The organism is Corynebacterium sp. KPL1818, from assembly GCF_000478135.1.
Classification (GTDB): domain Bacteria; phylum Actinomycetota; class Actinomycetes; order Mycobacteriales; family Mycobacteriaceae; genus Corynebacterium; species Corynebacterium accolens.
Genome location: NZ_KI515760.1, coordinates 168,495 through 195,360 on the forward strand (window position 1 = coordinate 168,495; position 26,866 = coordinate 195,360).

27 protein-coding genes are annotated in these 26,866 nt (G+C 59.1%); 14 read left to right on the forward strand and 13 right to left on the reverse strand.

Features of this window, described 5'->3' with window-relative positions:
- Positions 1–312 (forward strand): hypothetical protein, encoded by a 312-nt coding sequence (locus HMPREF1261_RS10365; protein ID WP_005280029.1) that lies wholly within the window; start codon positions 1–3, stop codon positions 310–312.
- Positions 313–330: 18 nt separating this feature from the next.
- Positions 331–1,101 carry an isoprenyl transferase gene (locus tag HMPREF1261_RS10370; protein WP_005282106.1) on the forward strand — a complete coding sequence of 257 codons (771 nt, stop codon included), beginning with the start codon at positions 331–333 and terminating at the stop codon, positions 1,099–1,101.
- A 3-nt stretch (positions 1,102–1,104) separates the two neighbouring features.
- On the opposite strand, the gene coaA is transcribed toward HMPREF1261_RS10370, so the two are convergent.
- Positions 1,105–2,031 (reverse strand): type I pantothenate kinase, encoded by a 927-nt coding sequence (coaA, locus tag HMPREF1261_RS10375; protein ID WP_023017688.1) that lies wholly within the window; start codon positions 2,029–2,031, stop codon positions 1,105–1,107.
- 118 nt (positions 2,032–2,149) lie between these two features.
- Here coaA and glyA point away from each other — a divergent pair, with 118 nt between their 5' ends.
- On the forward strand, positions 2,150–3,433 hold the full coding sequence (glyA, locus tag HMPREF1261_RS10380) for a serine hydroxymethyltransferase (protein WP_023030912.1): 1,284 nt from the start codon (positions 2,150–2,152) through the stop codon (positions 3,431–3,433).
- On the opposite strand, the gene HMPREF1261_RS10385 is transcribed toward glyA, so the two are convergent.
- Positions 3,430–3,792, reverse strand: a complete 363-nt coding sequence (locus tag HMPREF1261_RS10385; RefSeq protein ID WP_023030913.1) for a DUF5997 family protein — start codon at positions 3,790–3,792, stop codon at positions 3,430–3,432. The genes glyA and HMPREF1261_RS10385 overlap by 4 nt on opposite strands.
- Positions 3,793–3,869: 77 nt before the next feature.
- On the opposite strand from HMPREF1261_RS10385, the gene HMPREF1261_RS10390 reads away from it, so the two are divergent.
- The 4 genes from HMPREF1261_RS10390 to HMPREF1261_RS10405 all read left to right on the forward strand — a co-directional run bounded on the left by HMPREF1261_RS10390 (position 3,870) and on the right by HMPREF1261_RS10405 (position 7,562).
- Positions 3,870–4,544: a LysR family transcriptional regulator substrate-binding protein gene (locus tag HMPREF1261_RS10390; RefSeq protein ID WP_023030914.1), complete on the forward strand. Its 675-nt coding sequence runs from the start codon at positions 3,870–3,872 to the stop codon at positions 4,542–4,544.
- A 155-nt stretch (positions 4,545–4,699) separates the two neighbouring features.
- The gene (locus HMPREF1261_RS10395) at positions 4,700–5,299 is read left to right on the forward strand and encodes a hypothetical protein (RefSeq protein ID WP_337891205.1); all 600 of its coding nucleotides are present in this window, start codon (positions 4,700–4,702) and stop codon (positions 5,297–5,299) included.
- A 238-nt stretch (positions 5,300–5,537) separates the two neighbouring features.
- A complete protein-coding gene (locus tag HMPREF1261_RS10400) occupies positions 5,538–6,902 on the forward strand; it encodes a PhoH family protein (RefSeq protein WP_023030916.1) in 1,365 nt (454 codons plus the stop codon).
- Between the two features lie 81 nt (positions 6,903–6,983).
- Complete coding sequence (locus HMPREF1261_RS10405) at positions 6,984–7,562, forward strand: GNAT family N-acetyltransferase (RefSeq protein ID WP_023030917.1); 579 nt, start codon at positions 6,984–6,986, stop codon at positions 7,560–7,562.
- Positions 7,563–7,738: 176 nt separating this feature from the next.
- On the opposite strand, the gene HMPREF1261_RS10410 is transcribed toward HMPREF1261_RS10405, so the two are convergent.
- The 4 genes from HMPREF1261_RS10410 to glpX all read right to left on the reverse strand — a co-directional run bounded on the left by HMPREF1261_RS10410 (position 7,739) and on the right by glpX (position 12,666).
- Entirely contained in the window at positions 7,739–9,307 is a 1,569-nt protein-coding gene (locus HMPREF1261_RS10410) for an MDR family MFS transporter (RefSeq protein WP_023030918.1), read from the reverse strand.
- Positions 9,301–9,924: a TetR/AcrR family transcriptional regulator gene (locus HMPREF1261_RS10415; RefSeq protein ID WP_023017696.1), complete on the reverse strand. Its 624-nt coding sequence runs from the start codon at positions 9,922–9,924 to the stop codon at positions 9,301–9,303. The genes HMPREF1261_RS10410 and HMPREF1261_RS10415 overlap by 7 nt, the downstream gene beginning before the upstream one ends.
- Positions 9,925–10,143: 219 nt before the next feature.
- Complete coding sequence (locus HMPREF1261_RS10420) at positions 10,144–11,544, reverse strand: class II fumarate hydratase (protein WP_023017697.1); 1,401 nt, start codon at positions 11,542–11,544, stop codon at positions 10,144–10,146.
- A 108-nt stretch (positions 11,545–11,652) separates the two neighbouring features.
- Positions 11,653–12,666, reverse strand: coding sequence for a class II fructose-bisphosphatase (glpX, locus tag HMPREF1261_RS10425; RefSeq protein ID WP_023017698.1), 1,014 nt, complete (start codon positions 12,664–12,666; stop codon positions 11,653–11,655).
- A 217-nt stretch (positions 12,667–12,883) separates the two neighbouring features.
- Here glpX and HMPREF1261_RS10430 point away from each other — a divergent pair, with 217 nt between their 5' ends.
- Positions 12,884–13,453 carry a DUF4245 domain-containing protein gene (locus tag HMPREF1261_RS10430; RefSeq protein ID WP_034658361.1) on the forward strand — a complete coding sequence of 190 codons (570 nt, stop codon included), beginning with the start codon at positions 12,884–12,886 and terminating at the stop codon, positions 13,451–13,453.
- On the opposite strand, the gene HMPREF1261_RS10435 is transcribed toward HMPREF1261_RS10430, so the two are convergent.
- Genes HMPREF1261_RS10435 through xseA form a run of 3 tightly spaced genes read right to left on the reverse strand, consistent with a single transcriptional unit; the run spans position 13,437 to position 15,361 of the window.
- The gene (locus HMPREF1261_RS10435; RefSeq protein ID WP_005280051.1) at positions 13,437–13,817 is read right to left on the reverse strand and encodes a hypothetical protein; all 381 of its coding nucleotides are present in this window, start codon (positions 13,815–13,817) and stop codon (positions 13,437–13,439) included. The genes HMPREF1261_RS10430 and HMPREF1261_RS10435 overlap by 17 nt on opposite strands.
- A complete protein-coding gene (locus HMPREF1261_RS10440; RefSeq protein ID WP_005280052.1) occupies positions 13,817–14,095 on the reverse strand; it encodes an exodeoxyribonuclease VII small subunit in 279 nt (92 codons plus the stop codon). Before HMPREF1261_RS10440 ends, HMPREF1261_RS10435 begins: the two co-directional genes overlap by 1 nt.
- A 24-nt stretch (positions 14,096–14,119) precedes the next feature.
- A complete protein-coding gene (xseA, locus tag HMPREF1261_RS10445; protein ID WP_023030920.1) occupies positions 14,120–15,361 on the reverse strand; it encodes an exodeoxyribonuclease VII large subunit in 1,242 nt (413 codons plus the stop codon).
- A gap of 153 nt (positions 15,362–15,514) precedes the next feature.
- Between xseA and HMPREF1261_RS10450 the strand changes: the two genes are divergently transcribed.
- On the forward strand, positions 15,515–16,465 hold the full coding sequence (locus HMPREF1261_RS10450; RefSeq protein ID WP_005280054.1) for a 4-hydroxy-3-methylbut-2-enyl diphosphate reductase: 951 nt from the start codon (positions 15,515–15,517) through the stop codon (positions 16,463–16,465).
- 77 nt (positions 16,466–16,542) lie between these two features.
- Here the strand turns inward: HMPREF1261_RS10450 and HMPREF1261_RS10455 are convergent, their stop codons facing one another.
- From HMPREF1261_RS10455 to HMPREF1261_RS10465, 3 genes are all read right to left on the reverse strand, one after another.
- Positions 16,543–17,355, reverse strand: a complete 813-nt coding sequence (locus HMPREF1261_RS10455; RefSeq protein WP_232208009.1) for a DUF6542 domain-containing protein — start codon at positions 17,353–17,355, stop codon at positions 16,543–16,545.
- A 65-nt stretch (positions 17,356–17,420) separates the two neighbouring features.
- The gene (locus tag HMPREF1261_RS10460; protein ID WP_023028598.1) at positions 17,421–18,491 is read right to left on the reverse strand and encodes a DNA recombination protein RmuC; all 1,071 of its coding nucleotides are present in this window, start codon (positions 18,489–18,491) and stop codon (positions 17,421–17,423) included.
- Between the two features lie 36 nt (positions 18,492–18,527).
- A complete protein-coding gene (locus tag HMPREF1261_RS10465) occupies positions 18,528–20,015 on the reverse strand; it encodes an AI-2E family transporter (RefSeq protein WP_034653586.1) in 1,488 nt (495 codons plus the stop codon).
- A gap of 29 nt (positions 20,016–20,044) precedes the next feature.
- On the opposite strand from HMPREF1261_RS10465, the gene ychF reads away from it, so the two are divergent.
- The 3 genes from ychF to HMPREF1261_RS10480 all read left to right on the forward strand — a co-directional run bounded on the left by ychF (position 20,045) and on the right by HMPREF1261_RS10480 (position 22,981).
- A complete protein-coding gene (gene ychF, locus HMPREF1261_RS10470) occupies positions 20,045–21,130 on the forward strand; it encodes a redox-regulated ATPase YchF (protein WP_023030922.1) in 1,086 nt (361 codons plus the stop codon).
- Positions 21,131–21,228: 98 nt separating this feature from the next.
- The gene (locus tag HMPREF1261_RS10475) at positions 21,229–21,762 is read left to right on the forward strand and encodes a type 1 glutamine amidotransferase domain-containing protein (RefSeq protein WP_005280063.1); all 534 of its coding nucleotides are present in this window, start codon (positions 21,229–21,231) and stop codon (positions 21,760–21,762) included.
- Between the two features lie 346 nt (positions 21,763–22,108).
- Positions 22,109–22,981, forward strand: a complete 873-nt coding sequence (locus tag HMPREF1261_RS10480; RefSeq protein ID WP_005280064.1) for a cation diffusion facilitator family transporter — start codon at positions 22,109–22,111, stop codon at positions 22,979–22,981.
- Positions 22,982–23,026: 45 nt separating this feature from the next.
- On the opposite strand, the gene HMPREF1261_RS10485 is transcribed toward HMPREF1261_RS10480, so the two are convergent.
- Positions 23,027–24,388, reverse strand: coding sequence for a dicarboxylate/amino acid:cation symporter (locus HMPREF1261_RS10485; RefSeq protein WP_005280065.1), 1,362 nt, complete (start codon positions 24,386–24,388; stop codon positions 23,027–23,029).
- Positions 24,389–24,844: 456 nt separating this feature from the next.
- Between HMPREF1261_RS10485 and HMPREF1261_RS10490 the strand changes: the two genes are divergently transcribed.
- On the forward strand, positions 24,845–25,960 hold the full coding sequence (locus tag HMPREF1261_RS10490) for a thermonuclease family protein (protein ID WP_023030923.1): 1,116 nt from the start codon (positions 24,845–24,847) through the stop codon (positions 25,958–25,960).
- Between the two features lie 307 nt (positions 25,961–26,267).
- Positions 26,268–26,864 carry a pyroglutamyl-peptidase I gene (pcp, locus tag HMPREF1261_RS10495; protein WP_034658458.1) on the forward strand — a complete coding sequence of 199 codons (597 nt, stop codon included), beginning with the start codon at positions 26,268–26,270 and terminating at the stop codon, positions 26,862–26,864.
- The last annotated feature ends 2 nt before the right edge of the window (positions 26,865–26,866 follow it).

The window sequence follows — 26,866 nt, forward strand, 5'->3', positions numbered from 1 at the left end:
ATGAGCGTCTATGACTCCCTTTTCCTTGCCGCACACGATGTCACTGTTCTTGCGCAAGGCACAGAAGGTGCTGAGGGCGGACCAATGGGCCCTGAGTTTGGTAAGGCTTCGCCCATCGGACTGCTTATTCTCGCCATCCTAGGCGTTGCCGTGCTGGTAGCGGGCTGGAACTTCCACCGCCGCTTTTCGCGCTTTCGCCGGCGTACCATGTTCGCTGAAGACCACGGGATCGATCCATTCGATGAAGAGGCAGTGGATGCGGCGCTGAAGGAAGCTGGCCTTTACGATAACCGCAAGAAGTCGATTTTCTAGCCGGCTGGAGTAATCAACGTGACATTTCTCAAGCGGCTGATGTACCCCTTGTATGAAGCGCGCCTCGTGCGGCTTATCAAGGGCAGGCCACAGCCGAAGCACGTGGCGATCATGGCTGACGGCAACCGCCGCTGGGCGCGGGAAGCCGGGTTTACTGATATTAGCCATGGCCACCGCCAGGGTGCGAAGAAAATCGGAGAGATGATCGCGTGGTGTCGCGATACCGATATTGAGGTAGTCACCATTTACCTCTTATCCACGGAGAACTTGAAGCGCAGCCAGCAGGAAGTGCAGCTGCTTTTTGACATCATCTCTGATGTGGTCACGCATCTGTCCCGGGGAGATTTGGATTGCCAGGTGCGCCTTGTAGGCAACTTGGATTTATTGCCCGCGCCGGTAACCCAGCGCATGGTCGATGCCGCAGAGGAAACCAAGGATAACCAGGGCGTCATCGTCAATGTGGCTGTGGGCTACGGTGGGCGCCAAGAAATCGTTGATGCCGTCCAAAAATTGGTGCGCAGCGAGGCCGAAAAGGGTACCAGCGCGGCCGAGATGGCGGAGCGAGTTACCGCAGACTCGATCACAGAACACCTGTATACCAAGGGCCTGCCGGATCCGGATTTGGTGATCCGCACCTCCGGTGAGCAGCGCCTTTCCGGGTTCCTGCTGTGGCAAGCGGCCTATTCAGAAATCTGGTTCACCGATACCTATTGGCCGGCGTTCCGGAAGGTAGACTTCCTGCGCGCGCTGCGTGATTATTCCCAGCGTTCGCGCCGCTTTGGCAAGTAGCGGCTAAATTTTTCGCATTCGTACCTTTTCAACGAGGTGATGCGAGCCCTTTTTCAATACCAACGAGGCGCGCACGCGGGTGGGCAGGATGTTTTCTACCAGGTTCGGCAGGTTAATGGATTGCCAAATTTCGCGGGCTTGGGCGCGCGCCTGCTCATCATCCATATCCGCATAGGCGGCGAAGTGCGCATTCGGCCGGCGGAATTCGGTATTGCGCAGCGTGAGGAAGCGATCGATGTACCACTGCTCAATATCGTCCGTGCGGGCATCGACGTAGACGGAGAAATCAAAGAGATCCGCAATGGTGAGGGTGGGGCTGGTCTGAAGGACGTTGAGGCCCTCCAAAATCAGAATATCGGGCTGGTTGACCTCTTGGTAGCGATCTTTGACGATGTCATAGGTGATATGCGAATACAGTGGCGCCTTGACCACGGGCTTTCCGGACTTGACGTCGGTGACAAAGCGCATGAGCGCGCGGCGGTCATAGGATTCGGGAAAACCCTTGCGCTTCATTAGACCGCGCTCTTTAAGCGTTTGGGTGGGAAAGAGGAATCCGTCCGTGGTAACCAGATCCACCTTCGGATGCGAGTCCCAGCGCTGCAAGAGCACCTGGAGGAGGCGGGCGGTGGTGGATTTACCCACGGCCACGGAACCGCCCACGCCAATGACGAAGGGCACGTGCGTGGGCGGGTTGCCCAAAAAGGCCTCGGTGGCGGCGGTGAGCTGCTGCCGGGCGGTGACCTGCATGTGGATAAGGCGGGAGAGGGGGAGATAGACGTCTGCGACCTCGTCCAAATCAATGCGGTCACCGATGCCGCGAAGTTCTTCAAGCTCGTTTTCTGTCAGCACCTGCGGCATCGATTTGCGTAGTTCACGCCAGGTTTCACGGTCAAAGTCGAGGTAGGGGCTCGAATCCAGATTGCGCGCCATGGCTTAATTGTCGCACGCCGTAACAAGGGAATGAAAAATTTGCCCCTGTAAGGTAGCCGAAAGGTTATGATATGTAATGGCTCATACTGCTTCCTACCGAGAAGAGGACTAGTCTTATATGGCTTCTTTCAATACTGACCTGCGCGATCTTGACCCAGATGTTTTCGGCGCTATCCAGGGAGAAATCTCCCGCCAGCGTGAAACCCTGGAAATGATCGCCTCTGAGAACTTCGTGCCGCGCGCCGTCCTGCAGGCACAGGGTTCTGTCTTGACCAATAAATACGCCGAGGGCTACCCGGGGCGTCGTTACTACGGCGGCTGTGAGCACGTCGATATTGTTGAGGATCTCGCCCGCGACCGTGCGAAGGCGCTCTTCAACGCGGAATTTGCTAACGTGCAGCCACACTCCGGCGCGCAGGCTAATGCCGCAGTCCTGTCCAGCATCGCGGAGCCGGGCGATAAGATCCTCGGCCTGTCCTTGGCCCACGGTGGGCACCTGACCCACGGCATGAAGCTGAACTTCTCCGGCAAGCTTTACGATGTCGCAGCCTACGGCGTGGACCCAGAGACCATGCGCGTGGACATGGATAAGCTACGCGAGCAGGCAATTAAGGAGAAGCCAAAGGTTATCATCGGTGGTTGGTCCGCCTACCCGCGCACCCTGGATTTCGCGGCCTTCCGCGAAATCGCCGATGAGGTGGGCGCTTACCTGTGGGTTGATATGGCTCACTTCGCGGGTCTGGTTGCCGCGGGCCTGCACCCGAACCCGGTAGAGCACGCCGATATCGTCTCCACCACCGTGCACAAGACCTTGGGCGGTCCGCGCTCTGGCATGATCTTGGCCAAGCAGGAATACGCAAAGAAGCTGAACTCCAATGTCTTCCCCGGCCAGCAGGGTGGACCGCTGATGCACGCGGTGGCGGCAAAGGCCATTTCCATGAAGATTGCGGCCAGCGAGGAATTCAAGGAGCGCCAGGAGCGCACCCTCGAGGGCGCCCGCATTCTGGCCGATCGCCTTTTGGCGGAAGATACGCGGGCAGCTGGCGTCGACGTCGTCTCCGGCGGCACCGATGTCCACCTCGTCCTGGCGGATCTGCGCAATTCGCAGCTCGATGGTCAGCAGGCAGAAGATCTCCTGCACCAGGTAGGAATCACCGTCAACCGCAATGCGGTCCCGAACGATCCTCGCCCGCCGATGGTCACCTCGGGCCTGCGCATCGGCACCTCTGCCCTGGCCACCCGTGGCCTTGATGCGGAAGCCTTCACCGAGGTTGCCGATGTCATCGGTACCGCCTTGGCACAGGGAAATAATGCCGATGTCGAGGCACTTCGCCGGCGCGTCGACAAGATCGCGGAGGACTACCCGCTGTATGAAGGCCTCGAGGACTGGAAGCTGGTTTAGTCCTTATCTTCTAAGGAATCCTCTGCGGCGTCCTTGTGGACGTCGTGGCCGCGAGCCTGCGCCAGCGTGGCGCGGGCTTGCTGCAGCCACTCCGGCTGCTTTTCCAAAAGCTCGCTGATTTCCGCGGTGGTCAGCGGCTTATCCATGTCATTCTTCTTTAGCGCGGTAACGGAAATACCCAGCTTGTGGGCAACTTCCTGCCGGGGGTGGGGGCCTTCACGGCGCAGCGTTTGCAGCCACTGCGGGGGATTGTGCTGCAGCTCGCGCAATTCCTCGTGGCTTACCGCGCTATTTTGAAATTCTTCAGGCGCGGCGGGCAGATAGATATTTAGCTTCTTAGCGGCGGTCTGCGCGCGCATCGCGGTACCGGACGGTTGCTGTTGGTTATGTTGTTCACTCACGGTTTAACCGTAGCACTTTCAGTAGACTGTGCTCCATGCTGCGCTTAGCCTTTGTGACCGGTACGGAACCTGGAAAATGGTTTCAGAGATTTCAGGACAATACTGCCCACGGCGGTTTATCTACCATCGATGCGGATGACGGCATGGCGGAATTGCTCGCAGGTCGCGTGGATCTGGCGTTAACGCGCCTGCCGGATGCGCGCCTGGATGACTACTTCCACGTGGTCCGCCTCTATGAGGAGGCCCCCGGCGTTGCGGTCCCGAAAGATTCAGTTTATGCGGAGGTGGGCGAGGCGCTTGCGCTTGCCGATGTCTCCGATGAGCACCTTAACTACCGCCTCACCGATGCCGGTGAGGTCGATATCGCCGCCGTGCGCGAGGCCCTGCAGGTGGTCGCGGCCAATGTGGGCATCGCCATCGCACCGCTGCCGCTGCTAAAAATCCTCAGCAAGAAACAGGTGGTTCCGCTTGCGCTGAAGGGCAGCGAGGTGCCGGTCACCGAAATTGCCTTGGTCTGGCGAAAGGCGGAGGATAATGAGGCCATCCAGGACTTTGTGGGCATCGCTAAGGGGCGTACCGCCCGCTCCTCCAGGCAGGAGAAGCCGAAGCGCACGGCCCGCGAAAAAGCTAAAGCCAAACAGTCTCGAAGGATTGTTAACAATCCGTTACAGAAACAAAAGAAGCGCCCTAAGCAGCGCAAACGACGATGATATGAGGGTTGATCCGCGCTAACCCCGTTGCACACGGTGGCAAGGAAGTGCATTTGGGGTATACCGTTGGCTGCGCTCGCCATAACGGCGGCCTCAAACTACAGTGAACTAATTTTTCGGCTGAAAATCGAAAGGTAGATCTAGAAATGCGCAAGATGACTCGTCGTATCGCAGGTGGCTTCGCGGCCGCAACCCTCTCCGTTGCTCTCGTTGCATGCTCGGATGCAGAGGACGCCGCCGATGACGCAAAGGATGCCGCTGGCTCCGTAGCCGCAGACGCCTCGGATGCTGCTGGTTCTGCCGCATCCGATGCCACCGATGCCGCTGGTTCCGCTGCCGCAGAGGCAACCGGCTCTAAGGACGATAATGCAGAGGGCGCCAAGGGCGATACCCAGACCATCACCACCGCAAATGGCGAGGAAGAAGTTCCGGCTGACCTCGCCGCCGCCATCGAGGAAAAGCAGGCTGAGTGGGGCGACGTGCAGAGCGTGGAGTCCTCCGATAAGGGCACCCTGGCTACCTTCGAGGGTGGCAAGCACTTGGTCTACTCTGAGGAGACTGGCGCACAGCCGGTCATCGGCAAGATTGCTGAGACCTGGGTCAACGAGGGCGGCCTCGACGCCTCCGTTGGCCTGCCTACCAAGCCAGAGGCTGACGCAGCCGAGGCGAACGGCTGGACCCAAGAGTTTAGCAACGGCACCATCTCCTGGACCGAGGGTGAAGACGGCCAATTCAAGGCTGGTATCGAGGCCTAAAGGCTAAAATTCGGCGCCTGCCCAAGCGGCACGCCGAACACTCTCGTCACTTTCCCTGCGGGTTTTCCCGCAGGGATTTGTCGTTTTCTTAAAGTTCATCTTCCACCCATGTGATTTCAACCTTGGGTGCTTAGGTTGGGTGGTAACCCCTAAAGGATCGCGATCATTAGCGGTCCTGGGGGAGATAGACAAGGAAGAACAGCTTTCTACCGCTTCACAAAGGAAGATTCCTGCCATCATGACTCGCCCCTCTGTACTTTCTACTCCACTAGGCACCACGGAAAATGACGTCGCTACCAAGACCTACGTCCTTGATACCTCGGTCTTATTATCTGACCCGTGGGCGCTGCGAAAATTCGCCGAACACGAGGTTGTCCTTCCCGTCGTGGTTATCTCTGAATTGGAAGGAAAACGTCATCACCCGGAGCTTGGCTGGTTCGCCCGCCAAGCTCTTCGCTTTTTGGAAGAGCTGCGCGCTACCTATGAGGCGCTTGACCAACCCGTTCCGGTCAACGTGGCCGGCGGTACCCTGCGGGTAGAGCTCAATCACCAAGACCAATCGCTCTTGCCGGCCGCATTCCGCGGGCCGGAAGGGGACCACCGCATCTTGGCCTGCGCCTTGAACCTCGCGCACGAGGGCAAGGACACGGTCCTAGTGACCAAGGACGTACCGCTGCGCGTCAAGGCCGGCGCCGTGGGCGTGCCGGCCGATGAATACCACGCCCAGGATGTCATTTTGACCGGGTACTCCGGTATGGCCACCGCCTATACCACCACGGATGTCATCGATGCCCTCTACGGCGATGGGGAAGTGCTGCTCGATGGGGCCGTCACGGACGATGACACCCCGGTGGAAGACCTGCCGGTGCACTGCGGCATCACCTTGGTAGCCGGCGCGCAATCTGCCCTGGGCCGCATCATGCCGGACGGGGCGGTGCGCCTGGTGCGCGGCGATCGCAGTGCCTTCGGCGTGCAGGGGCGTTCGGCGGAACAGCGGATCGCCCTAGATCTGCTGCTGGATCCTGAGGTGGGCATTGTTTCCATCGGTGGAAGGGCCGGTACCGGTAAATCAGCGCTGGCATTGTGCGCAGGCTTGGAGGCCGTCTTGGAACGCGGGGAGCACCGCCGCATTGTGGTCTTCCGGCCCATGTACGCCGTCGGCGGGCAGTCGCTGGGGTATCTGCCGGGCTCTGAGTCAGAGAAGATGAACCCGTGGGCCCAGGCGGTCTATGACACCTTGGAAGGCCTAGTCTCTGACAACGTTCTGGAGGAGATCCACGAACGTGGGCTCATTGAGGTCCTGCCACTGACCCATATTCGCGGCCGGTCCCTGCACGATGCCTTCGTCATCGTGGACGAGGCGCAGTCATTGGAGCGCAATGTTTTGCTCACCGTGCTCTCGCGCTTGGGGGAAGGCTCGCGAGTAGTGCTCACCCACGACGTTGCCCAGCGCGATAACCTGCGGGTGGGCCGCCACGATGGGGTACAGGCGGTCATCGAAAAGCTCAAGGGCCACGAGCTCTTCTCGCACATTACCCTTAAGCGTTCGGAGCGCTCCGCCATTGCGGAACTGGTAACCGATCTATTAGAAGGCAACGACTAAGTGAGGGCCGGATGAAAGCGATTTCGCAGACAGCGAATTTAATGAATTCTTTATAGAAAAAATCACCCAAGACCAGTAATAATGGTGCTTATGAGCGAGAACGCCAAGAAGACGTCTGCGGACGATAAGAAAAAGGATTTCCGTATTCGGCCCTTCACTTCGGCCGATTACCCGCAGATGCGGGACATCTACGAGCAGGGCCTGCAAACCGGCCATGCCACCTATGAAACCCGATCCTTGACCTACGAGGAGTTTACGAGCTCCAAGATCATGGCCTCGGTGCACGTAGCCGTTGAGGCGGACGATGATTCCAAGGTATTGGGGTGGGTTTCGGCCGCCCCGATTTCCTCGCGCACCGTCTTCCACGGCGTCGTGGAGGATTCCATTTACTTGGGATCTGATGCCCAAGGCCGTGGCATTGCAGGGGCCTTGCTCGATTGCCTCATTGAAGTGTGCAAGGACCTGCACAAGTGGGCCATCCACTCTTGGATCTTCCCGGAAAATGAAGGTTCTGCGGGCCTTCACAAGTCCCGCGGTTTTGAAAAGGTCGGCACCTACTCACACATGGCCAAGATGACCTATGGCGAGTTGGCCGGTCAGTGGCGCGATACCGATGTCTACGAGCTCCTGCTTCCCAAGCCGGAGGAAAAGAACCGCTAAATACAACCGTGCCTCGTAACCACGAAGGCCGTAGCGCTGCCGAGGGAATTAATAATCTCGGTCGCTACGGCCTTTGGTCGTTTTCTACTTCGCGAGGCCGCCGGTTGGGTAGGCGAGGGCGGACTCGATGGGAGCATCGGCAAGCGGCAGGCTTTCGCGCAGCGCATGCAGCTCCCCTAATCGATCGTCTCCTTCAGGCGCTCTTCGCGCAGGGGAAGCAGGACGAGTAGGGCGACGATGACGAGCGGAACCATCAGCGCGATGACCGGGGTGAGGCCATCGTTATAGGAATTGAGGATCGCTTGCTCGAGGGGCTCTGGCAGGGAAGAGACCATATCCGGGGTGAGGCTATTGGCATTGCCATTGGCGCTATTGAACTTCTCAGCATAGGCCGCGCCCTCGGGGCCCAGCTGCTGGATGGCCTGCGGCAGGCGGTTGGCCATCTCATCCTGCATGTTGTTGATGAACATGGAACCAACCAGGGAAGCGCCCAGGGCAGAACCGATCTGGCGGAAGAAGTTATTCGCCGCGGTAGCCGTGCCCACCTGGGACAGTGGGAAGGAGTTCTGAACAATGAGCACGAGCACCTGCATGACCATGCCCAGGCCAATGCCGAAGGCAAGGAATTCGAAGCCGAGCTGAATGAGGGACGTGTCTACCGATAGGCGGGACATCCAGAACAGGGCGCCTGCGGTAATGGCTAGGCCGACAAGCGGGTAAATCTTGTAGCGGCCGGTGCGGGCGATGATGAAGCCGACGCCGGTAGAGGTGCCGATAAGGCCAATCATCATCGGAATCATCATCAGGCCAGCGCTGGTGGGCGATAGGGTATGGACCATCTGCAAGTAGGTGGGCATATAGCCCAGCACCCCAAACATGGCCAGGCCCAAGATGACGCCGGATAGGGTGGTCAGGGCCATATTGCGATTCTTGAACAGGCGAACCGGGATGAGTGGTTCGGCAGCGCGCAATTCCACGATGATGGTAATGATCGCACCGACGAGGGTGATGGCGCCGAGGGTGAGGAACATGGAGGAATCCCAGTCATACTCGGTGCCGCCCCAGGTGGTCATGAGGATAAGGGAGGCGGTGGTAATGGCGATGAAGGTGGCGCCGAGCCAGTCAAAGCGCTTCATATCGGCCTGACCCACACGCAGGTTGAGTACCAGGATGCAGACCACCATGGCCAGCAGGCCGAGCGGGATATTCATCCACATGCCCCAGCGCCAGCCGGGGCCATCAGTAAACCAGCCGCCCAAGACGGGGCCAAGGACGGAGGACAGGCCGAAGACGCCGCCCATGATGCCCATGAACTTGCCACGCTCACGGGAGGAGGTGACCTCGGCGATGATGGACTGTGAGGAGATCATCATGAACCCAGCGCCAAAGCCTTGCACGGCGCGGGCGATGATGAGCACCGTCATGGAATCGGCGAAACCGCCGATGGCGGAGCCCACGACGAAGACGGCGATGCCGCCAATGTAGAGCCACTTGCGGCCCAGCATGTCACCCAGCTTGCCGGAAATCGGCATGGCGATGGTCATGGTGACAAGGAATGCGGAGATGACCCAGCTCATGTGGTCAACGCCGCCAAGCTCACCAACAATCGTTGGCAAAGCGGAAGAGAAAATCATCTGGCCCAGCGAGCTCATCAACATGGTGAGCACTAGCGCAGAGAAAATGAGCCCCAGGTTATCCGCCCGCGACTGGCCCTGCGCAGGAGCCTTTTCGGCTGTATCTACCATCGGATTCCTTTCATAACATCATTAATCAAAGTCAGTGAATCATTCAGACGCGAACTCAGGGCGTCGCTGCAATCGCTATCGGGGGCGGCGATGGAAAGCCAGAGGGCCTCGCGGACCACTCCGGCGATGACCATGGCCTCCGTTGCCGTGGAATGGTCCTCGAGGACGCGCAGTTCCGGTTCCCAGTCAAGGCGCTCCTCAATGAGCCCAATAAGCTCGATGGATTTCGCCCGCTTGCGGCTAATGGAGGCGGCGGCCGCCTCTGGGTCATTAGCAATGCGCTTGCGTCGCTCCCGAATCGTGGGATTAACGTGATGGCCCTCCATGTGCTGCTCAACCAGGTTAAGGACGAGCTCCATGATGTTGGTGGTGGGCTCGTGGAGGAAATACTCGCGCATTTCCGCGGTGAAGTCAGCGCTTGGCGCCCCAAGCACGGCGGATTCCTTCGAATCGAAATAATTAAAAAACGTGCGCCGAGAAATACCGGCTAGTTCGCAGATCTCTTCAATAGTGACCTCGCCAAAGGAATGCTTATCCACCAATTCGGTGGCGGCATCCTCAATGCGTAGCCGCGTTTCTAGGCGTTTCTGCTCGCGTAGTGATAGTTCTTCTTGCACAAAATGCAACTTTACACTCGGTGCAAACTTGCACCAAGTGCAAAATGGGTGATTTTGTAGATGTGTACGCTGAATCTATGTTGTAGTTCACAGCCTGCGCTTGCCGATGCCCCTTTCTTTACCCGCGCTTGCCATGCCTGGGAAGCGCGTCGAGGCATGCGAAAACCCCCGCTCAGAAGTGATTTCCGAGCGGGGTTACAGCGCTAAAAGCGGCTGAGATTAGATATTGTCGCGCTCGCGGTTGGTCATGCTCAATACATCCAAGCGCTTGTCCAGCTCTTCCTCGGTGAGGTTCTCGCCGTCAACAAAGCCCAAGTCGATAACGGCCTGGCGGACGGTGATCTTCTCGTTGAGGGCGTGCTTTGCGGCCTTTGCAGCGTTCTCGTAGCCGATAGCGGAGTTCAGCGGGGTCACGATGGAAGTGGAGGACTCCGCGAAGTGCTTCATGCGCTCCTCGTTGGCCTCGATGTGGTCGACACACTTCTCAGCAAAGACGCGGGCGGAGTTGGCCAGCAGGCGAGCGGACTCGAGCACGTTGCGCGCCATCATCGGGATGAAGACGTTGAGCTCGAACTGGCCCTGTGCGCCGCCGAAAGCAACGGCTGCGTCATTGCCCACGACCTGGCCGGCCACCATGGTAACCGCCTCAGGGATAACCGGGTTGACCTTGCCCGGCATGATGGAGGAACCAGGCTGCAGGTCCTTCAGGTGGATTTCTGCCAGGCCGGTCAGCGGGCCGGAGCCCAGCATGCGCAGGTCATTGGCAATCTTGTTGAAGGACACGGCCACCGAGCGCATGGCGCCGGAGAACTCTACGAGGCCATCGCGGTTAGCCTGTGCCTCGAAGTGGTTTTCTGCTTCCTTCAGCTTCTCAACGCCGGTGAGCTTCTTGAGCTCCTCGGTCACCTTGCCGCCGAACTCAGCGGAGGTATTCAGGCCGGTACCGGTTGCGGTACCGCCGATGGCGAGCTCGCCCAAGCGCGGGAGGGTAGCCTCAATGCGCTCGATGCCGAGCTCCACCTGGCGGGCGTAGCCGCTGAACTCCTGGCCCAAGGTGATTGGGGTGGCGTCCATGAGGTGGGTGCGGCCGGCCTTGACGACGTCCGCGAATTCCTTCGCCTTCTTGGTCAGGGACTCGTGCAGGACCTTCAGACCCGGAATGAGGTCATTGACGGCTGCTTCCGTGGCCGCTACGTGGGTAGCGGTGGGGAAGGTGTCATTGGAGGACTGGCCCATGTTGACGTCATCGTTCGGGTGAACCTCGACGCCCTGCTTATGTGCCAAGGAAGCGATGACCTCGTTGGTGTTCATATTGGAAGAGGTACCGGAACCGGTCTGGAAGACGTCAATGGGGAAGGCGTCGTTGTGCTTGCCTTCTGCGATTTCCTTCGCAGCGGCGATAATGGCGTCTGCCTTTTCCGCATCCAGGCTGCCGGAATCCTTATTGACCTGTGCGCATGCAGCCTTGAGCAGGCCGAGCGCGCGGATCTGCGCATCTTCCAGGCCGCGGCCGGAGATGGGGAAGTTGTCTACCGCGCGCTGAGTTTGTGCGCGCCACAGGGCATCGGCGGGAACTTTAACCTCGCCCATAGTGTCATGTTCGGTACGGTATTCGGTCATGAAAATCACCTCGGTTAATTGAATGTGTGCGTCTACCCCCAGTATGGCGAAAAGCTAAAAACTAGAGCGCGAAAAGCCCGAGCCCGTCCCGCCATTTGGGGGTGAGGTTTAGTTCTTGGTGGGGTCCGAGTAGTCCACGACGGAGTATTCCTGCAGCTTAGCCAGCTTGTGGAAGGAATCGACGTAGCGAATGGTGCCGGACTTGGAACGCATGACCAGCGACCGGGTGGAGGCACCATTATTGCGGTAAGACACACCGCGCAGCATGTCACCGTTGGTCACGCCGGTGGCGGCGAAGTAGCAGTTCTTGGAGGAGACCAAGTCATTGGTGCCCAAGACCTTATCCAGGTCGTGTCCGGCGGCGCGGGCCTTTTCCGCTTCCTCTTCATCCTTTGGCCACAGCTTGCCTTGGATTTCGCCGCCCATGCACCGCATGGCGCAGGCAGTGATGATGCCCTCAGGGGTGCCGCCAATGCCCATCATCATGTCGATGGAGTTGGAATCCTGGCAGGTAGCGATGGCGCCTGCCACATCGCCGTCCATGATGAGGCGCACCTTGGCGCCAGCCTCGCGGATTTCCTGGATGAGCTTTTCGTGGCGCGGGCGGTCCAAAACCACCACGGTGACATCCGCGGTGCGCAGGCCCTTCGCCTTGGCCACGGACTCGATATTCCACTGCACGGACTGGTTGATATCGATGGAACCGACGGCTTCTGGGCCCACGGCGATCTTTTCCATGTAGAAGACCGCGGACGGGTCATACATGGTGCCGCGCTCAGCGGCGGCGATCACGGAAATGGCATTGGGGCGGCCCTCAGCCATCAACCGCGTGCCGTCCACGGGATCCACGGCGATGTCCATCGCCGCACCCTCACCGGTGCCGACCTCTTCGCCGTTGAAGAGCATCGGGGCCTCATCCTTTTCGCCCTCACCAATGACGACGACACCCTTCATCGCCACGGAGTTAATCAGCTTGCGCATGGCATCGACTGCCGCGCCATCGCCCTCATTCTTCATGCCACGACCAACCCAGCGGCCAGAGGCCAAGGCGGCGGCTTCGGTCACGCGCACCAGCTCCATGGCCAAGTTACGGTCGGGCAAATAAGAAGTATTTTCGGACATGTGTAGTGGTTGCCTTCCATGTGTTCTCACCGTGGGGGTAATTCCCACGCGCTTAGTGTTCTACTTTTCCTATTCTGGCACTTTTTGGCGCCAATAGGTCCGATTTGGGGCCCCTTTTGTGGGGATTTTCCTTGTTATTGGCGGCATTAACGGCGCGAATGTGCGCACGCGGGAGGCATGTGGCACTTTCACGGCGGCTCATGCGATACTAAGGCGCGTGGCAGCAGAACAAAGACCGAAGATTTTCGAAGGCGCTCGCGACATCATTTTGTCCCTATCCGTAGTGGTCGTCATGATGTTGCTCGTGGTGGGCGCGACCGGGCTCTGCTCGGTCAATCCGGAAACAGCGCAAGGCCCAGTCCAAGAGGTAGACGAGGAGACCTTCCTGGATACGCAGGCCCGCGCCGGTATTGGCGCCATCCGAGATCCCCAGATGCCTGAAGGCTGGCAGGCCAATGCGGCCCGCCGCTCGCAGCTAGGCGGCGAGACAGCCACCGTCGTCAGCTGGCTGACTGCGGACGGAAACTACGTGGAATCCACCCAAACGCAGGTTTCTGCAGAAGACGCGGGCGAAAAATACGATGCGAACTACCGCGGGCTGAACTCTACGCGCGAGGTAGCCGGTCAGCAGGTGCGCGTGCTGGCAAGCGATGACGATTCGGTGCGCCGCTTGTGGATTGTTGACCTGGGCGATGCCCGCCTCATCATCTCTGGCGCGGCCCCCGATGAAGAATTCGCCGCCGCCACCGAGGCCTTTATCAAGGCCAAGCCTATAAGCGGAAAGTAACCTCGCTGAGCCCCTCAGAGTCCGCTTCCACCGTGATTCCTTCAGTATTACCGGTGGCTTCTTCTAAGCCAGCGGCATCCAGGCCGCTCAGCCGCGTCTTTTCTAGGTAGACATCCACGCGCTCGCGCTGAGAACGCTGCGGGTAGATGGAGACTTGGACCACGTGGGCATCGGCAAGCAGCAGCACGATGGACCGGGAAAAGTAGCTTAGTTCCTCCTCGGTGCCCGAAACCTGGGTGCTGGTATGCGCCGGCCCGAAGAACTCCTCTACCAGCGCGCGGGAATCACCGCCCATGATGGAGCCTGCCGATGCCGATTTGGATACGAAATCAATCCGCTTTCCCGGGTAACCATAAATCTGCACTACTCTTCACCCTCCTCGGCCTGCTGCTCGTTGTTTTCTGCCTTCTCTAGGGCATCTTCCACGCGCTTGGAAGCGCCATCCAGGTGGGACTCGCACGTGCGGGCAAGCGCCTCGCCGCGCTCCCAGTATTTTAGGGACTCATCCAGGCCCATTTGGCCGAGCTCTAGAATCTTGACGGTCTCAATGAGCTCATCGCGCGCCTGCTCGTAGCTCAATTCCTCTACGGGAGTAAAGGCATCCTGGCCCGGCTGGCCGGAACCAATGGTTTCATCTGACATCAGCAATTCTCCTACTATTTCTGGCTAATCGGCGGCCTGGGAGGCCATGGACACGGCGGTGATGGAACCATCGCCCACGCGAATGCGCAATTGCGCGCCGGGCGGTGATTGCTCATAAGAGCTGACGACCTCCGGATCGCTGCCATCTTTGGGCAAGACCTGGACAATAGAATACCCACGGGCAAGCGTGGCCGAAGGCCCCAAAGCAGAAACCCGCGCGCGCAGGGATTCCACGTGCCGGGTCTCGCGATCCAGCAGCACCCGCAGCTCGCGGCGCATACTCGTGCGCATGCGCTCGACCTCCTCGCGCCGGGCGCGGATGGGCGTCATCGGATCGGCCAGCACTGGGCGGGAGCGGATATTATCCAATCCACGCCGTTCGCGTTCTACCCAGCCGCGCAAGGCCGCCGCCATGCGGGACCGCGCCTCAGCGATGACGGCGCGTTCCTCTGCCACCGACGGGACCACGCGCTTGGCGGCATCCGTGGGGGTCGCCGCGCGCAGATCCGCCACGTTATCGAGCACCGGGCTATCCGGCTCGTGGCCAATCGCGGAGACCACCGGGGTACTTGCGGCCACGACGGCGCGTTGCAGGGCTTCTTCAGAAAAGGGCAGGAGGTCTTCGACGGAACCGCCACCGCGGGCGATGATGATGACATCGATCTGCGCATCGGCGTCGAGCTCCTGCAGGGCGGAAATCACCTCGGGGACGGTATTCGCCCCCTGGACCGCAGTATTAATGACGCGGAATTGCACGGCCGGCCACCGGTCGCGGGCTACTGCCATAACATCGCGCTCGGCGGCAGAACCGCGGCCTGTAATCAGGCCGATTTTCTGCGGGAGGTAGGGAAGCGGGCGCTTGCGCGCGGGATCAAAGAGGCCTTCTGCGGCAAGCTGCGCGCGTAGCTTTTCGATGCGCGCCAACAAATCGCCGATGCCTACGTGCCGGATCTCCGTGGTCCACAGGGAAAAGGATCCGCGGCCGGCATAAAAGGCGGGCTTGCCGTGCACGATGACGCGGTCGCCATCTTTTAGCGGCGTGGGCAAGTTGTGCAGCATTGAGGACGAGCAAGTCAATTGCACCGACTTTTCCTGCTGGACATCGCGCAGGGTGAGATAGGACAGCTTCCAGGTGGGCTTGTAATTAATCTGCGTTAACTGGCCTTCCACCCACAGGTATCCTAGGCGCTCGATCCATCCCTTCACCTGGTCATTGACCTGGCCCACGGGCCACGGGGTCTCTGGAGTATTTGCCGGTTGGTTCACGCAGCCACCCTTTCCTTGTACAGCGCCATACAGTGCCTTTTAGTGTAGGTGCTCAGGGCCCGTGGCGCCCCGCTTGGGTGGCCTAGATGGGCGCTTTCCCTGCTGGATAGGCCTTACTATTGTTTTGCTTTACCTTTCGATACTCTGGGAGGCATGACTGATGGTAAAAATGTTCTCCTCGCGGCACCGCGCGGTTACTGCGCTGGAGTGGACCGCGCCGTCGAGACCGTAGAAAAGGCGCTAGAAAAATACGGCGCACCCATTTATGTGCGCAAGCAAATCGTCCACAACCGTTATGTCGTTGAATCTTTGGCCAAGCGCGGAGTCATCTTCGTTGAAGAGGCCGCCGAGGCCCCAGAGGGTGCCCACCTCGTCTTTTCCGCCCACGGCATTTCCCCGGCGGTGCGCAATCAGGCGCAAGAGCGCAAGCAACTGACCCTGGATGCCACCTGCCCCTTGGTGACCAAGGTGCACAAGGAGGCCCAGCGTTTTGAGCGCGATGGCTACCACATCCTCCTCGTGGGCCACGAAGGCCACGAAGAGGTAGAAGGCACCGCGGGAGAGGCCCCCGATGTTACGCACCTGGTCGATGGCATCGACGGCGTGGACAAGCTGCCGGATTACCTGCAGGATGAAAAGCTCATTTGGCTTTCGCAGACCACGCTCTCGGTGGATGAGACCGTAGTCATCGTCAATAAGCTGCGCGAGCGTTTTCCGCACCTGCAAAACCCGCCGTCAGATGATATTTGCTACGCCACCCAAAACCGGCAAGAATCCGTCAAGGCCATCGCGCCGAAGTGCGATCTGATGATCGTGGTGGGTTCTAAGAACTCGTCCAACTCGGTGCGCCTGGTAGAGGTTGCACTCGAGGCGGGTTCGCGCGACTCCCACTTGGTGGATTTTGCCGAAGAAATCGATGAAGCATGGCTTGACGGCGTAGAGACCGTTGGCGTGACCTGTGGCGCCTCCGTGCCAGAGCTTTTGGTGCGCGAGGTGCTCGAGTACTTGGATGATCGCGGCTTTAATGATGTGGAGCAAGTAACCACCTCCACCGAATCCATCACCTTCGCGCTGCCGCGCGACCTGCGCCCCGCGCGCACCTAGCGCGTAACCGCCTAGAGGCAACGAAAAACCGTGAGCCCCGCGGCCTCGTAAAGAGCGCCGGGAGCTCACGGTTTTATTTACTCATAGAGATTATCGTCCCACCGCTGCTTCTTGGCAGCCTCGTCTTTTGCTGAAGAGGAGGGGCCTCGTTCGGGATCCGGTGGTATCACGTCCCCCGCGCGCCGGTTCGGATCCGGCTGCAAGCGATTTTCGCGTTCTGCCTGTTGCTCGCGGCGGCGCTCTTCTCGGTCGCGTCCGCGGATGCGATCCTGCGGCTTCTGCGGCGGTTGCGTCTGTGCATGCGATCTGCGGCGGGAAGTGCGTGGGGACTGAACCTGTCCGTTTTCGGTTCTATCGCGCGCCATGAGTTCCGCCACGGAGAGCCGCTCAGCGCGGTTTTGGCGGTCCCGCTTCATGTCCGCGCGCCGCGATACCTTTTGCTGCTTGACGGCGCGCTGGGCGGTCTTGCGGAAGCGCATCCAGCGCAGGATGCCGATTGCAGCCGCGCCGAGGACCGCGATAAGCAACCACACGAAGTTCTGAACCAGCGGATACACGGAAGTTAGCAGCGACGTCTTAGAAAAACTGGTGCCTTCCGGGGCATTGGACTTGGTGATGACGATTCCCGCCGTCACCACGGTTACCGCGTAGAAGATGGGGATGGACGCGATGGACAGGAATAAGCCCCGTTCCTCAACGATGAGCGCTATGAGTAGCGAGCTGATGATGAGGAAGGCAAAGTACATCCAGCCTATGGAGCCGGCAAGAATGGAAATCAATGCGCCGGTGATCAAAAGTGCCGCCAATAGCCCAAGGCCTTTCAGCAGCGAGATGCTCGGCATGCTTAGGCGTTGCGCGGCGGTAGGCTTTCGTTGTTTGGCTAGTGACACGTCGCAAAATCCTACCGCCTGGCGCGGGCCAATGGCTATATCCACGCAGTGAAACCGCCTAGAATTTAGGAATAATTTGTCCCGCGCGGCCACGTATCAATGGGGGAGGGCTCGCGAGGCGCCCGGTTTGTGCGGCCGGGAATCTCCATTTCGTGGAGCTTGCGGGCGGTCACGCCCACCCGCGAATCCAGCGAAGAGAGCGTGGAATTATAGGCCTCCACTGCCTTTTCGAGGCTCTGGCCCACCTTGCCGTAGTGCTCCGAGAGCGTATTGAGCCGCGAATAGAGCTCGCGGCCTAGGCGCTGGACTTCTTTTGCTTTGGCGGAAATATCTTCCTGGTGCCATCCCATGGCCACCGTGCGCAAGAGCGCGAAGAGCGAGCTCGGGGTGGCGATGACGACGTTGCGTTCAAAACCAAACTCGATGAGCTCAGGATCGACCGACAGCGCCGCATCGAGGAAGGGATCCGCGGGCACAAAAAGCACCACGAATTCCGGGGTGGGCTGGAAGGCCTCAATATAGTCCTTGTGGGACAGCGCCTGGATGTGGCTGCGCAGTTGGTGCGCGTGGCGGCGCAGGTAGCCAGCGTGTTCTTCTGGATCCTCGGTTTCTAGCGCGTCGAGGTAGGAAGAAAACGGGACCTTGGCATCGACGATGATATGCCTGCCGCCGGCCAAGTTGATGAGCATATCCGGGCGCACGATGCGGCCGTTTAGGGGAGCTGAAACTTGGGAATCGAAGTCCACGTGCCTTGTCATGCCGCCGAGTTCGACGACGCGCTCTAGCTGAATCTCGCCCCACCGGCCGCGCACATTGGGCGAGCGCAACGCGGTAACGAGCTGATCCGTGCGCTCCGTGAGCCGGGACGAGGTGCGGGTCACCGCCTGCACTTGGCTGGATAGTGAGGCCAAGTGGGCGGTGCGGTCTTCTTCCAGTTCTTGTAACTGGAATCCCAGCCTATCCATGGCCTTTTCTAGCGGTTGCAGCTCGGCCTGGCGGCGCTGCGATTCCTGCAGCGCCCGGTGCTCCTCGCTCGGCGTGGAGCGAGACGCCGAATGGGAGTGGGCCAACCACCCCAGCACGGCGCCCAATAAGAGACCGATGAACAGCAGCAGCACGGGCAAAGTGGAAGTCATGGGATCCACTATGGCACGCGGCGCGGACACGCCTGACTATTTATTCGAATCTCCGTTCAAAAGATTTTCGAAGGCATCCCGCGCCCGGCGCAGGTTGGAGCGCATGCTCGGATCGTCATAGTCTTCCGGGGTGGAATCGACGTCGACGGAATCATCCAGGGTGTTAGACGCGCCATCGGATGCGGCGTCGGCGCCTGCGATATCGGGGTTGGCGTGTTCTGGGACCTTGCGCCACTGCTCGCGCTTGTATTGTGCCTGCTCTTCGGTATAGCGGCCGATGAGATAGCCCGCGACGGTGGAGTAGTTGAGCTCGGAGGAGTGCTTTTCCCCGGATTGCAGCTTCATCATGTCCTGCACGTAGCGATAAGCCACCGCGATCATGGCGGCGGTCGGCACGGCCAGGAATCCACCGATGAGCCCAAAGAGCGCGGAACCGACGATGACGGAGACCAAAACAATAACCGGGTGCAGGTTCATGGCCTTTGCCTGCAGCCACGGCGAGAGTACATTGCCTTCAAGCTGCTGGACCAAAAGGACAAGGCCCAGGACCAACAGGGCTTGGGTAAAGCCCAAAGACACCAAGGCGATAACGACCGCGAGCGCGCCAGAGACGATGGCGCCGACAAACGGGATGAAGCCGGCGATGAAGGTGATGATTGCCAGGGCCATCGCCAAGGGCACGCCGATGAGAACGAGGCCGAGGCCGATAAAGATGGCATCGATAAGCGAGACCACCGCCTGTGCCCGAATGAATCCGCCCAGGGTATTCCAAGCGCGCGTGAGCAATTCAGTAAGGTGCCAGCCCGCGCGCCGGCCGGTGGCATCGCGCAGCCACGGCAGGAACTTGGCGCCGTCTTTCAGGAAGAAGAAGGTGAGCACCAAGACGATGAATACCGTGATGAAAAATGAGGTGGCATTACCGATGCCCGTAAATACCGACCCAGCAATTACGCCGGCGCGCTCCTGCAGCCAGCCCGCGGCCTCGTCGATATAGGTGCTCATATCGTCGCTATCGAGGTTCAGGGGCGGGCCCTGGGCCCATAGCTGCAGCTGCTGAATGCCGGAGACCGTTTGCAGGTAGAGCGACTGGGATTGCCGCATAAAGTCCGGCGCCACTGAGGCGATGAGCCCGCCGACCGCGGCCGAGGAGATAAGGATCGTCGTAATCGCCGCCAAGCCCGCGGGTAGGCCCTTTGTGCGCATCCACCGCGCGATGGGGTTTAAGACGGTACAGATAATAAGGGCCAAGAGCACCGGGAGGATGCCTTGCCAGAAGCTGCCTAGGACGTGATAGATCGCAAAAAGGAACACGCCGATGATCAACAGGCGTACGGCCCACAGGGAGGTCGACTTCACCATTTCGCCCGCGATGACGGAGCGATCGACCTGATTGCCCGGGGGATGTGGCGATACATCGTCCAATTGGCTGGTGTCGAAGTCACCGTCCAATTTATCGCCCGGGCTTGCCTGCGGCTTTTCGGGTTTTGGTTGCTTATCAGAACTCACCCCACCATCTTGCCTCATAACGTGGTAGGTGCGTTAGGATTAGCCCCGTGAGTCTTACACTAGGAATCGTCGGCTTGCCCAATGTGGGCAAGTCCACTTTGTTTAATGCCCTGACCCGTTCCGAAATCCTGGCGGCCAACTACCCATTCGCCACCATCGAGCCCAATGTCGGCTTGGTGGAGCTGCCGGATCCCCGTTTGGACACCCTCGCCAAGATGTTCAATTCCGAGCGCATCTTGCCGGCGACCGTGTCCTTCGTGGATATCGCCGGCATCGTCGCAGGCGCCTCGCAGGGCGAGGGCATGGGTAACGCCTTCCTAGCTAATATCCGCGAGGCCGACGCCATCTGCCAGGTGGTCCGCGCCTTTTCTGATGACAATGTCATCCACGTCGATGGCCAGGTAGATCCCGGCAACGACATTTCCGTTATTAATACGGAGTTGATTCTGGCGGATCTGCAGACCATCGAGAAGGCCCTGCCGCGCCTGGAAAAGGATGCCCGGAAGAATAAGGACTTGGCACCCGTGGTGGAGGCAACCAAGAAGGCGCAGGAAATCCTGGAGGATGACCGTACCCTCTTCGCCGCCGCCAAGACCGGCGAGATCGATCTCTCCCTCGTGCGCGAGCTGCACCTGATGACGGCTAAGCCCTTCCTCTATGTCTTTAACTCGGATGAGGCTGTGCTTACCGATGCCGCCAAGAAGGACGAACTGCGCCAGCTCGTCGCCCCAGCAGATTGCGTCTTCCTCGATGCACAAACCGAGTCCGAGCTCTTGGAGCTGGATGAGGACGAGGCAAGCGAGCTGCTTGAGGCCGTAGGACAAGAAGAGCCTGGCTTGGCTACCTTGGCCAAGGCCGGTTTCTCCACCTTGGGCCTGCAGACCTACCTCACCGCCGGTGAAAAGGAAACCCGCGCGTGGACCATTAAGCAAGGCGCCGCCGCATCCCAGGCCGCTGGCGTTATCCACACCGACTTTGAAAAGAAGTTCATCAAGGCTGAAATCGTCTCCTTCGACGATCTCGTTGCCGCCGGCTCCATGGCCGAAGCGCGCGCCAACGGCAAGGTCCGTCAAGAAGGCAAGGACTACATCATGCACGATGGCGACGTGTGTGACTTCAAGATCGGTGGCTAAATCCTAGCTTGTTGCAGGTCGCGGGAGTAGACGTGGCGAGTGCGCGAATTTAGAGTTATCCTATTTGCGTACTTAACAACAATAAGGAGGTCATAATAATGGCTGAGCTAGAAAACAAGACGATCGCAATCATTGCTACCAATGACTTTGAAGACTCCGAGCTGACCTCTCCGCTGGAGGCCGTGCAGAAGGCTGGCGCCACCGTAAAGGTACTGGCACCTAAGGCTGGCACCATTACGGGCAAGAACGGCACCGAGATTAACGTTGATGCTACGACCAAGGATTCCGAGGATGAGAGCTTCGATGGCATCATCCTGCCTGGCGGCACCAATAACGCCGACCTCATCCGCTTGGACGAGTCAGCCGTTAGTATCGTGCGCAAGCACATGGGCGAGGACCGCCCCTTGGGTGCCATCTGCCACGGCGGTTGGATCCTAGCCGATGCAGAAGCACTCAAGGGCCGTACCTTGACGTCCTTCCCGTCCCTGCAGACCGATCTCCGCAACGCAGGTGCTACCTGGGTTGACGAGGAGGTCCACTGCGACCAGGGTTTGGTCTCCTCCCGTACCCCGGATGACCTGCCTGCATTCAATGCGAAGTTGGTTGAAGAGTTCGGAGAGGGTCAGCACTAAATTAGGCTTGAGCCTTAATTACTCCCTACGGGCCAGATTGTGAGAAACCTCCTGGTTCGTAGGGAGTTTTTCGTCTCTAGCGGCTGCAGGGCCCATGGGAAGATTCAGGCTTTGGCTGTATTTTTCCCCTTCCCTCTGTCTGCTAACCTATGACCTCAGAAGGGGAGTAGTTCCTACGGCGCCCATTGCGCCGCGATGACTGGTCGACACACTGGCCTCAAAGCCCGGCCACTCAGCATCGATGCACCCGATGCGAACGAGACCTTCGGACTGATTCTGGTTGCCGAAGGGAGAGTAGTAGACCTTGTCTTCTTTAAGTTCTGAGCAGCGCATTTTAGAGCGCTTTATGATGTTGTCCATCGCCGCGGCAGTGGCGACGATTATCTTGAAATCCCTGGCGGCTTGGCTAACGGGCTCGGTAGGTTTCTTCTCTGACGCCCTTGAGTCCCTCGTGAACCTCGCAGCCGCCATCGCGGGCTATTGCGCCTTGCGCATTTCCGCCAAGCCTGCCGACCATAATCATCACTTTGGACACGGCAAGGCCGAGTATGTGTCCGCGTTGGTAGAAGGCGCGATGATCTTCCTCGCCGCAGGGGCCATCATCTACACCGCGATCCAGCGCCTCATTACTCCCCAGCCCGTTGAAGAAGGCGGCTGGGGCTTAGCGCTGTCGCTCTTGTCCTCGCTGCTCAACCTGGGCGTCGGGTTGGCCTTGATTAAGGCGGGCAAGCGCTACCGTTCCGCGACGCTGAATGCCGATGGCCACCACCTGCTTACGGATGTGTGGACCTCCGTCGGCGTCCTCGCCGGCATGGCTGCGGTGTATCTCACGGGCTGGCTGTGGCTCGATGCGCTTGTAGCCTTGGCGGTTGGCATCAATATCTTGTGGACAGGATTTAAGATTTTGCGCGAATCCGTCAGCAGCCTGCTTTCTGAGGCGCTCCCGGAAGAAGAGCAGGATCAGATTTGGGATCTCTTAACTGAACTGGAAAAAGAAAAGGCCGTGACCTTCACGGACCGGCGCACGGTAGCCTCCGGCAGGCAAAGGATGGTCTACCTGACCATGGAGGTGCCGGCGAGCTGGAGCGTTTTATACTCGCACGAGATCGCCGACGACGTCGAAGTCGCCCTCGACCAGCTTTTCCCCGGATGCAGCGTGTTTATCCACGTGGAGCCGGCCGGCGTCGCGCATCGCCGCCCACTTCCATTCCGGCAATAAATTAAGGCCCAAGGCGTACTGCTCTGGGCCTTCATTCGCGATTTATTAAGCCTTGACGCTTACTTCCTCGTCGGAGTCTTCCTCCATGATGTGCTTGACGCCATTTTCGGCTTCATCCCACACCTCTTGGTTCTGGATGCCTGCGCGCTTGGCGACGACCGTCGCGCACAATGCCTGACCCGTGACGTTCAGCGCCGTACGGCCCATGTCAATGATGGGCTCAACGGCCAGCAGCAAACCGACGCCAGCCAACGGCAGACCCAGCGTGGACAGGGTCAGCGTGAGCATAACCGTCGCGCCAGTGGTACCCGCGGTAGCCGCGGAACCAATGACGGAGACGAAGATGATGAGCAGGTACTGCGTGAAGTCTAGGTCCACGCCATAGAACTGCGCAACGAAGATCGCAGCAACGGCAGGGTAGACGGAGGCGCAGCCATCCATCTTCGTGGTAGCGCCGAGGGGCACTGCGAAGGACGCGTACTCGGTGGGAACGCCCAGGGCGCGTTCGCTAAAGCGTTGCGTTGCGGGCATAACACCCATGGAAGAACGGGTGACAAAGCCCAAGGAGGTTACCGGCCAGATGCGCTTGTAGAAGCCCTTGACCGGAATATTGTTGAACTTCAGCACTGCAGGGTAGACCACGGCGAAGACGATGGCCAGACCCACATACATTGCCAAGACGAACTTGCCCAGCGAACCAAGTGCGTCCCACCCGTAGGTAGCAACGGCCTTACCGATAAGCGCTGCGGTACCAATCGGTGCCAGGCGGATAATCCACCACAGGACCTTTTGGATGACCTTGAGGAAGGACTCCGTAAAGTGCAAGAACGGATCGGCAGCCTTACCGGTCTGTACCGCGGCGATGCCAATGGCCAAGGAAATAACCAGCAGCTGAAGCGCACCGAAGTTGAGGGTAACTTCGCCATCGCTAGCAGAGGCCGTAAGCCCGATGAAGTTTTGAGGGAGCAGCTGCTCGAAGAAGGCAGTCCACGAACCGACGCTCGATGGATCCTTTGCAGCGGATGCATCGACGCTCGCGCCAGCACCGGGCTTCATGACCAATGCCACGACGATGCCCACGATGACGGAAAAGAACGCCGTAATGGCGAACCACATCAACGTAGAAACGGCTAAGGATGCGGCATTGGCAACCTTGCGCAGGTTAGCCACAGAGGTGACCACCGCGGCGAAGATGAGCGGCGGAACCATGACCTTCAATAGCTGGACATAGGCGCCACCGACACCGCTGAGCAGATTGGTCAGCCACCCTGGATTATCAGGATCGGTATCCATGCCAGATGCGATCAGTCCCAGGATAAGGCCGATGATAAGGCCCGCAATGACTTGCGCGCCAAACCCTGTTGCCCAGCTAGGGAGCTTGGAGCGAGAGGAAACTTTTTGTGTCATAGAACGTCCTTTAGAAATCAACTGAACAGGTCTGACTATTTTCTTAGTACGGTTCTGTTCAACTTCAACCCGTCTTACTTTATTCCATGCGTCAAACCACAAGGAAAAAGGGTCTCGTTTCCAGCTGCGATGCCGTTAAGACTGCTTTGTAGACTAAGCAGTTCAGCGCCGGTGTACCCTCTTACCCACACCGAGCCATTCAATCTGCGCCCCTCAATCCTCATCCGCCGATCCCGCGCTTCATCCCTTGTCCTGCAACCCCACCCTTCAATCCTCATCCTGTAACCCGCCCTTCGCGCTCACCGCGAGCCTCATTTCGGTTAGCGCTCCTATCCCCCGTGAGCGCGAAGGGTGGGGAGAGGGGGATGGCGCGAACAAGATGCTGGGTGTACCCAATAGGTAGCCCGTGAACCTCCTGGTACCTTTACTCTTATTTCTTTTACAGGAGGTAGAGGCATGGGCTGGATAAAGCCATTAATTGGCGTTGCCGTACTCGGTGGCGTGGTGTCGATGGGAGTCGGTGCAGCGAATAGTGATGAGCGCGCAGTGGTTAATCGCGTCATCGATGGCGACACCATAGACGTCATGCTTGATGGCGAAAAGACAAGGGTTCGACTCCTCAATATCGATACTCCCGAAATCGGGCGCAATGGGAAGCCCAGCGAGTGCTTAGCGGAAGAAGCCAAGGAGTACCTCGAAGGTCGATTGCCACAAGGAACCGAGGTGACACTGGAATACGACGAGGAGAAGACTGATAAGTATGGGCGCACATTGGCCGGTGTCTTTCTTGGAGGCGATCTTGTAAATGCAGACATTGCTGCTGAGGGGCTTGCGGTTGCCAAAAAGATTGGCGCTAATGGCAAGTTCTATAACGAGGTAAAAGAAGCAGAAAGCGGGCCAAGGACTAAGGGCACGGGAGTCTTCGGGGTTTCCGATGAATGTCAAGTGTCCAGCGATGAAGATATGGCAGAGTCACTTCAGCAAGCTGAAAGTGCTACGGCTGCTGCCGCTGGGATCGGAATTATTGCTGCCAACATCGATAGCGACGACGGTGGGGCCACAAAGGCTCTGGCCCAGATCTACGCTGCCCGGAAGGGGTTGGACGCCTTGCGTGGACGTAGCGATGATCGCAGTGAGTTCCAAAAAGCCGCATATCCAGAAGCTCCAGAGCGCTTGGCAAAACAGATGGAGAAGGAACTATCTGAACATGAAGAAGAAATTGAGGAACAGGTAGAGACCGCCAAGCGGGAAAAGGCGAAAGAAGAGGAGCGAAGGGAACAAGAGCGCGAGCGCCAGGAGGCGGCTGAGCGCGAAGCGGCGGAGCGAGAGACTGAGCGCGAGAGGCGACTGGCAGAAGAAGCTGCACATGTAGACGCCACAGCGCCCGCCGCAGGGTCTAATTCAAACACGGCCGGAAGCCAGTACATGGTCCCGCAGCCGCAACAGGCACCACGCGTGGATACCTACACCGGGTGCCGTGCATACGGCGGCAACTACGCCTTTACCTCCGTGGATAAGAAGGGCCGTGCCTACGCAAAGATTGATTGCACGACCAAGCAACAAATCGGCTAACTGCTCAGTTTTAGAACTCCGCCCTTCGCGCTCACCGCGAGCGCAACGCGTCGGTGAAACCCCAATGCCCGTGAGCGCGAAGGGCGGTGGGACGGGGGACGGGGCGCGATGCATCTTAGGCCTCAACGTAACGCACTGCCCGTCCGTTCGAATCCGTCCACCTCACCCTTCGCGCTCACCGTGAGCACAGTGCCCCGGTGAAACCCCAACGCCCGTGAGCGCGAAGGGCGATGGGGCACTACGAGGAAACTAAGAGGACAGCGTGGAATCAAAGCAGCGGGGCGCCGTCAGCTGTCATACTGGAATGATGAAGATTCTGGTAACTGCTTTTGATGCCTTTGGTGGCGAAGAAATTAACCCTACGGAACGCGCGCTGGATCGCTTGCCGGATGAAATCGGTGGCGCGCAGATTATTAAGCATCCTGTGCCAACAGTGTTCGGTGAAGCACTGAAGCAGGCAATTGCTGTGGCCGAGGAAGAAGATGTGGACGCGGTGGTCTGCCTGGGGCAGGCCGGCGGGCGCGGCCATATCACTCCGGAGCGGGTGGGCATCAACTTGGCGGATGCTTCTATTCCGGATAATGCGGGTAACCAGCCCAGCGATGAAGCAGTGGTTGAAGGTGGCCCGGCCGCGTACTTTTCCACCCTGCCAGTCAAGGCAATGGTTGCAGCGATTCAGGAGGCCGAGATTCCAGCGCAAGTCTCGACCACGGCGGGAACATTCGTCTGCAACCACCTGCTCTATGGCCTGCTGCATCATTTCAAAGATACGCAGGTAAAAGCAGGCTTTATCCACGTGCCGTTTATTAAGGAACAGGCTAAAGAAAACAGCCCGATGCTGGAGCTTACGGACGTCGTGCAGGGCGTGGAGCGCGCGATTAGTGCCGTGGCGAAAAGCGCTTAGGG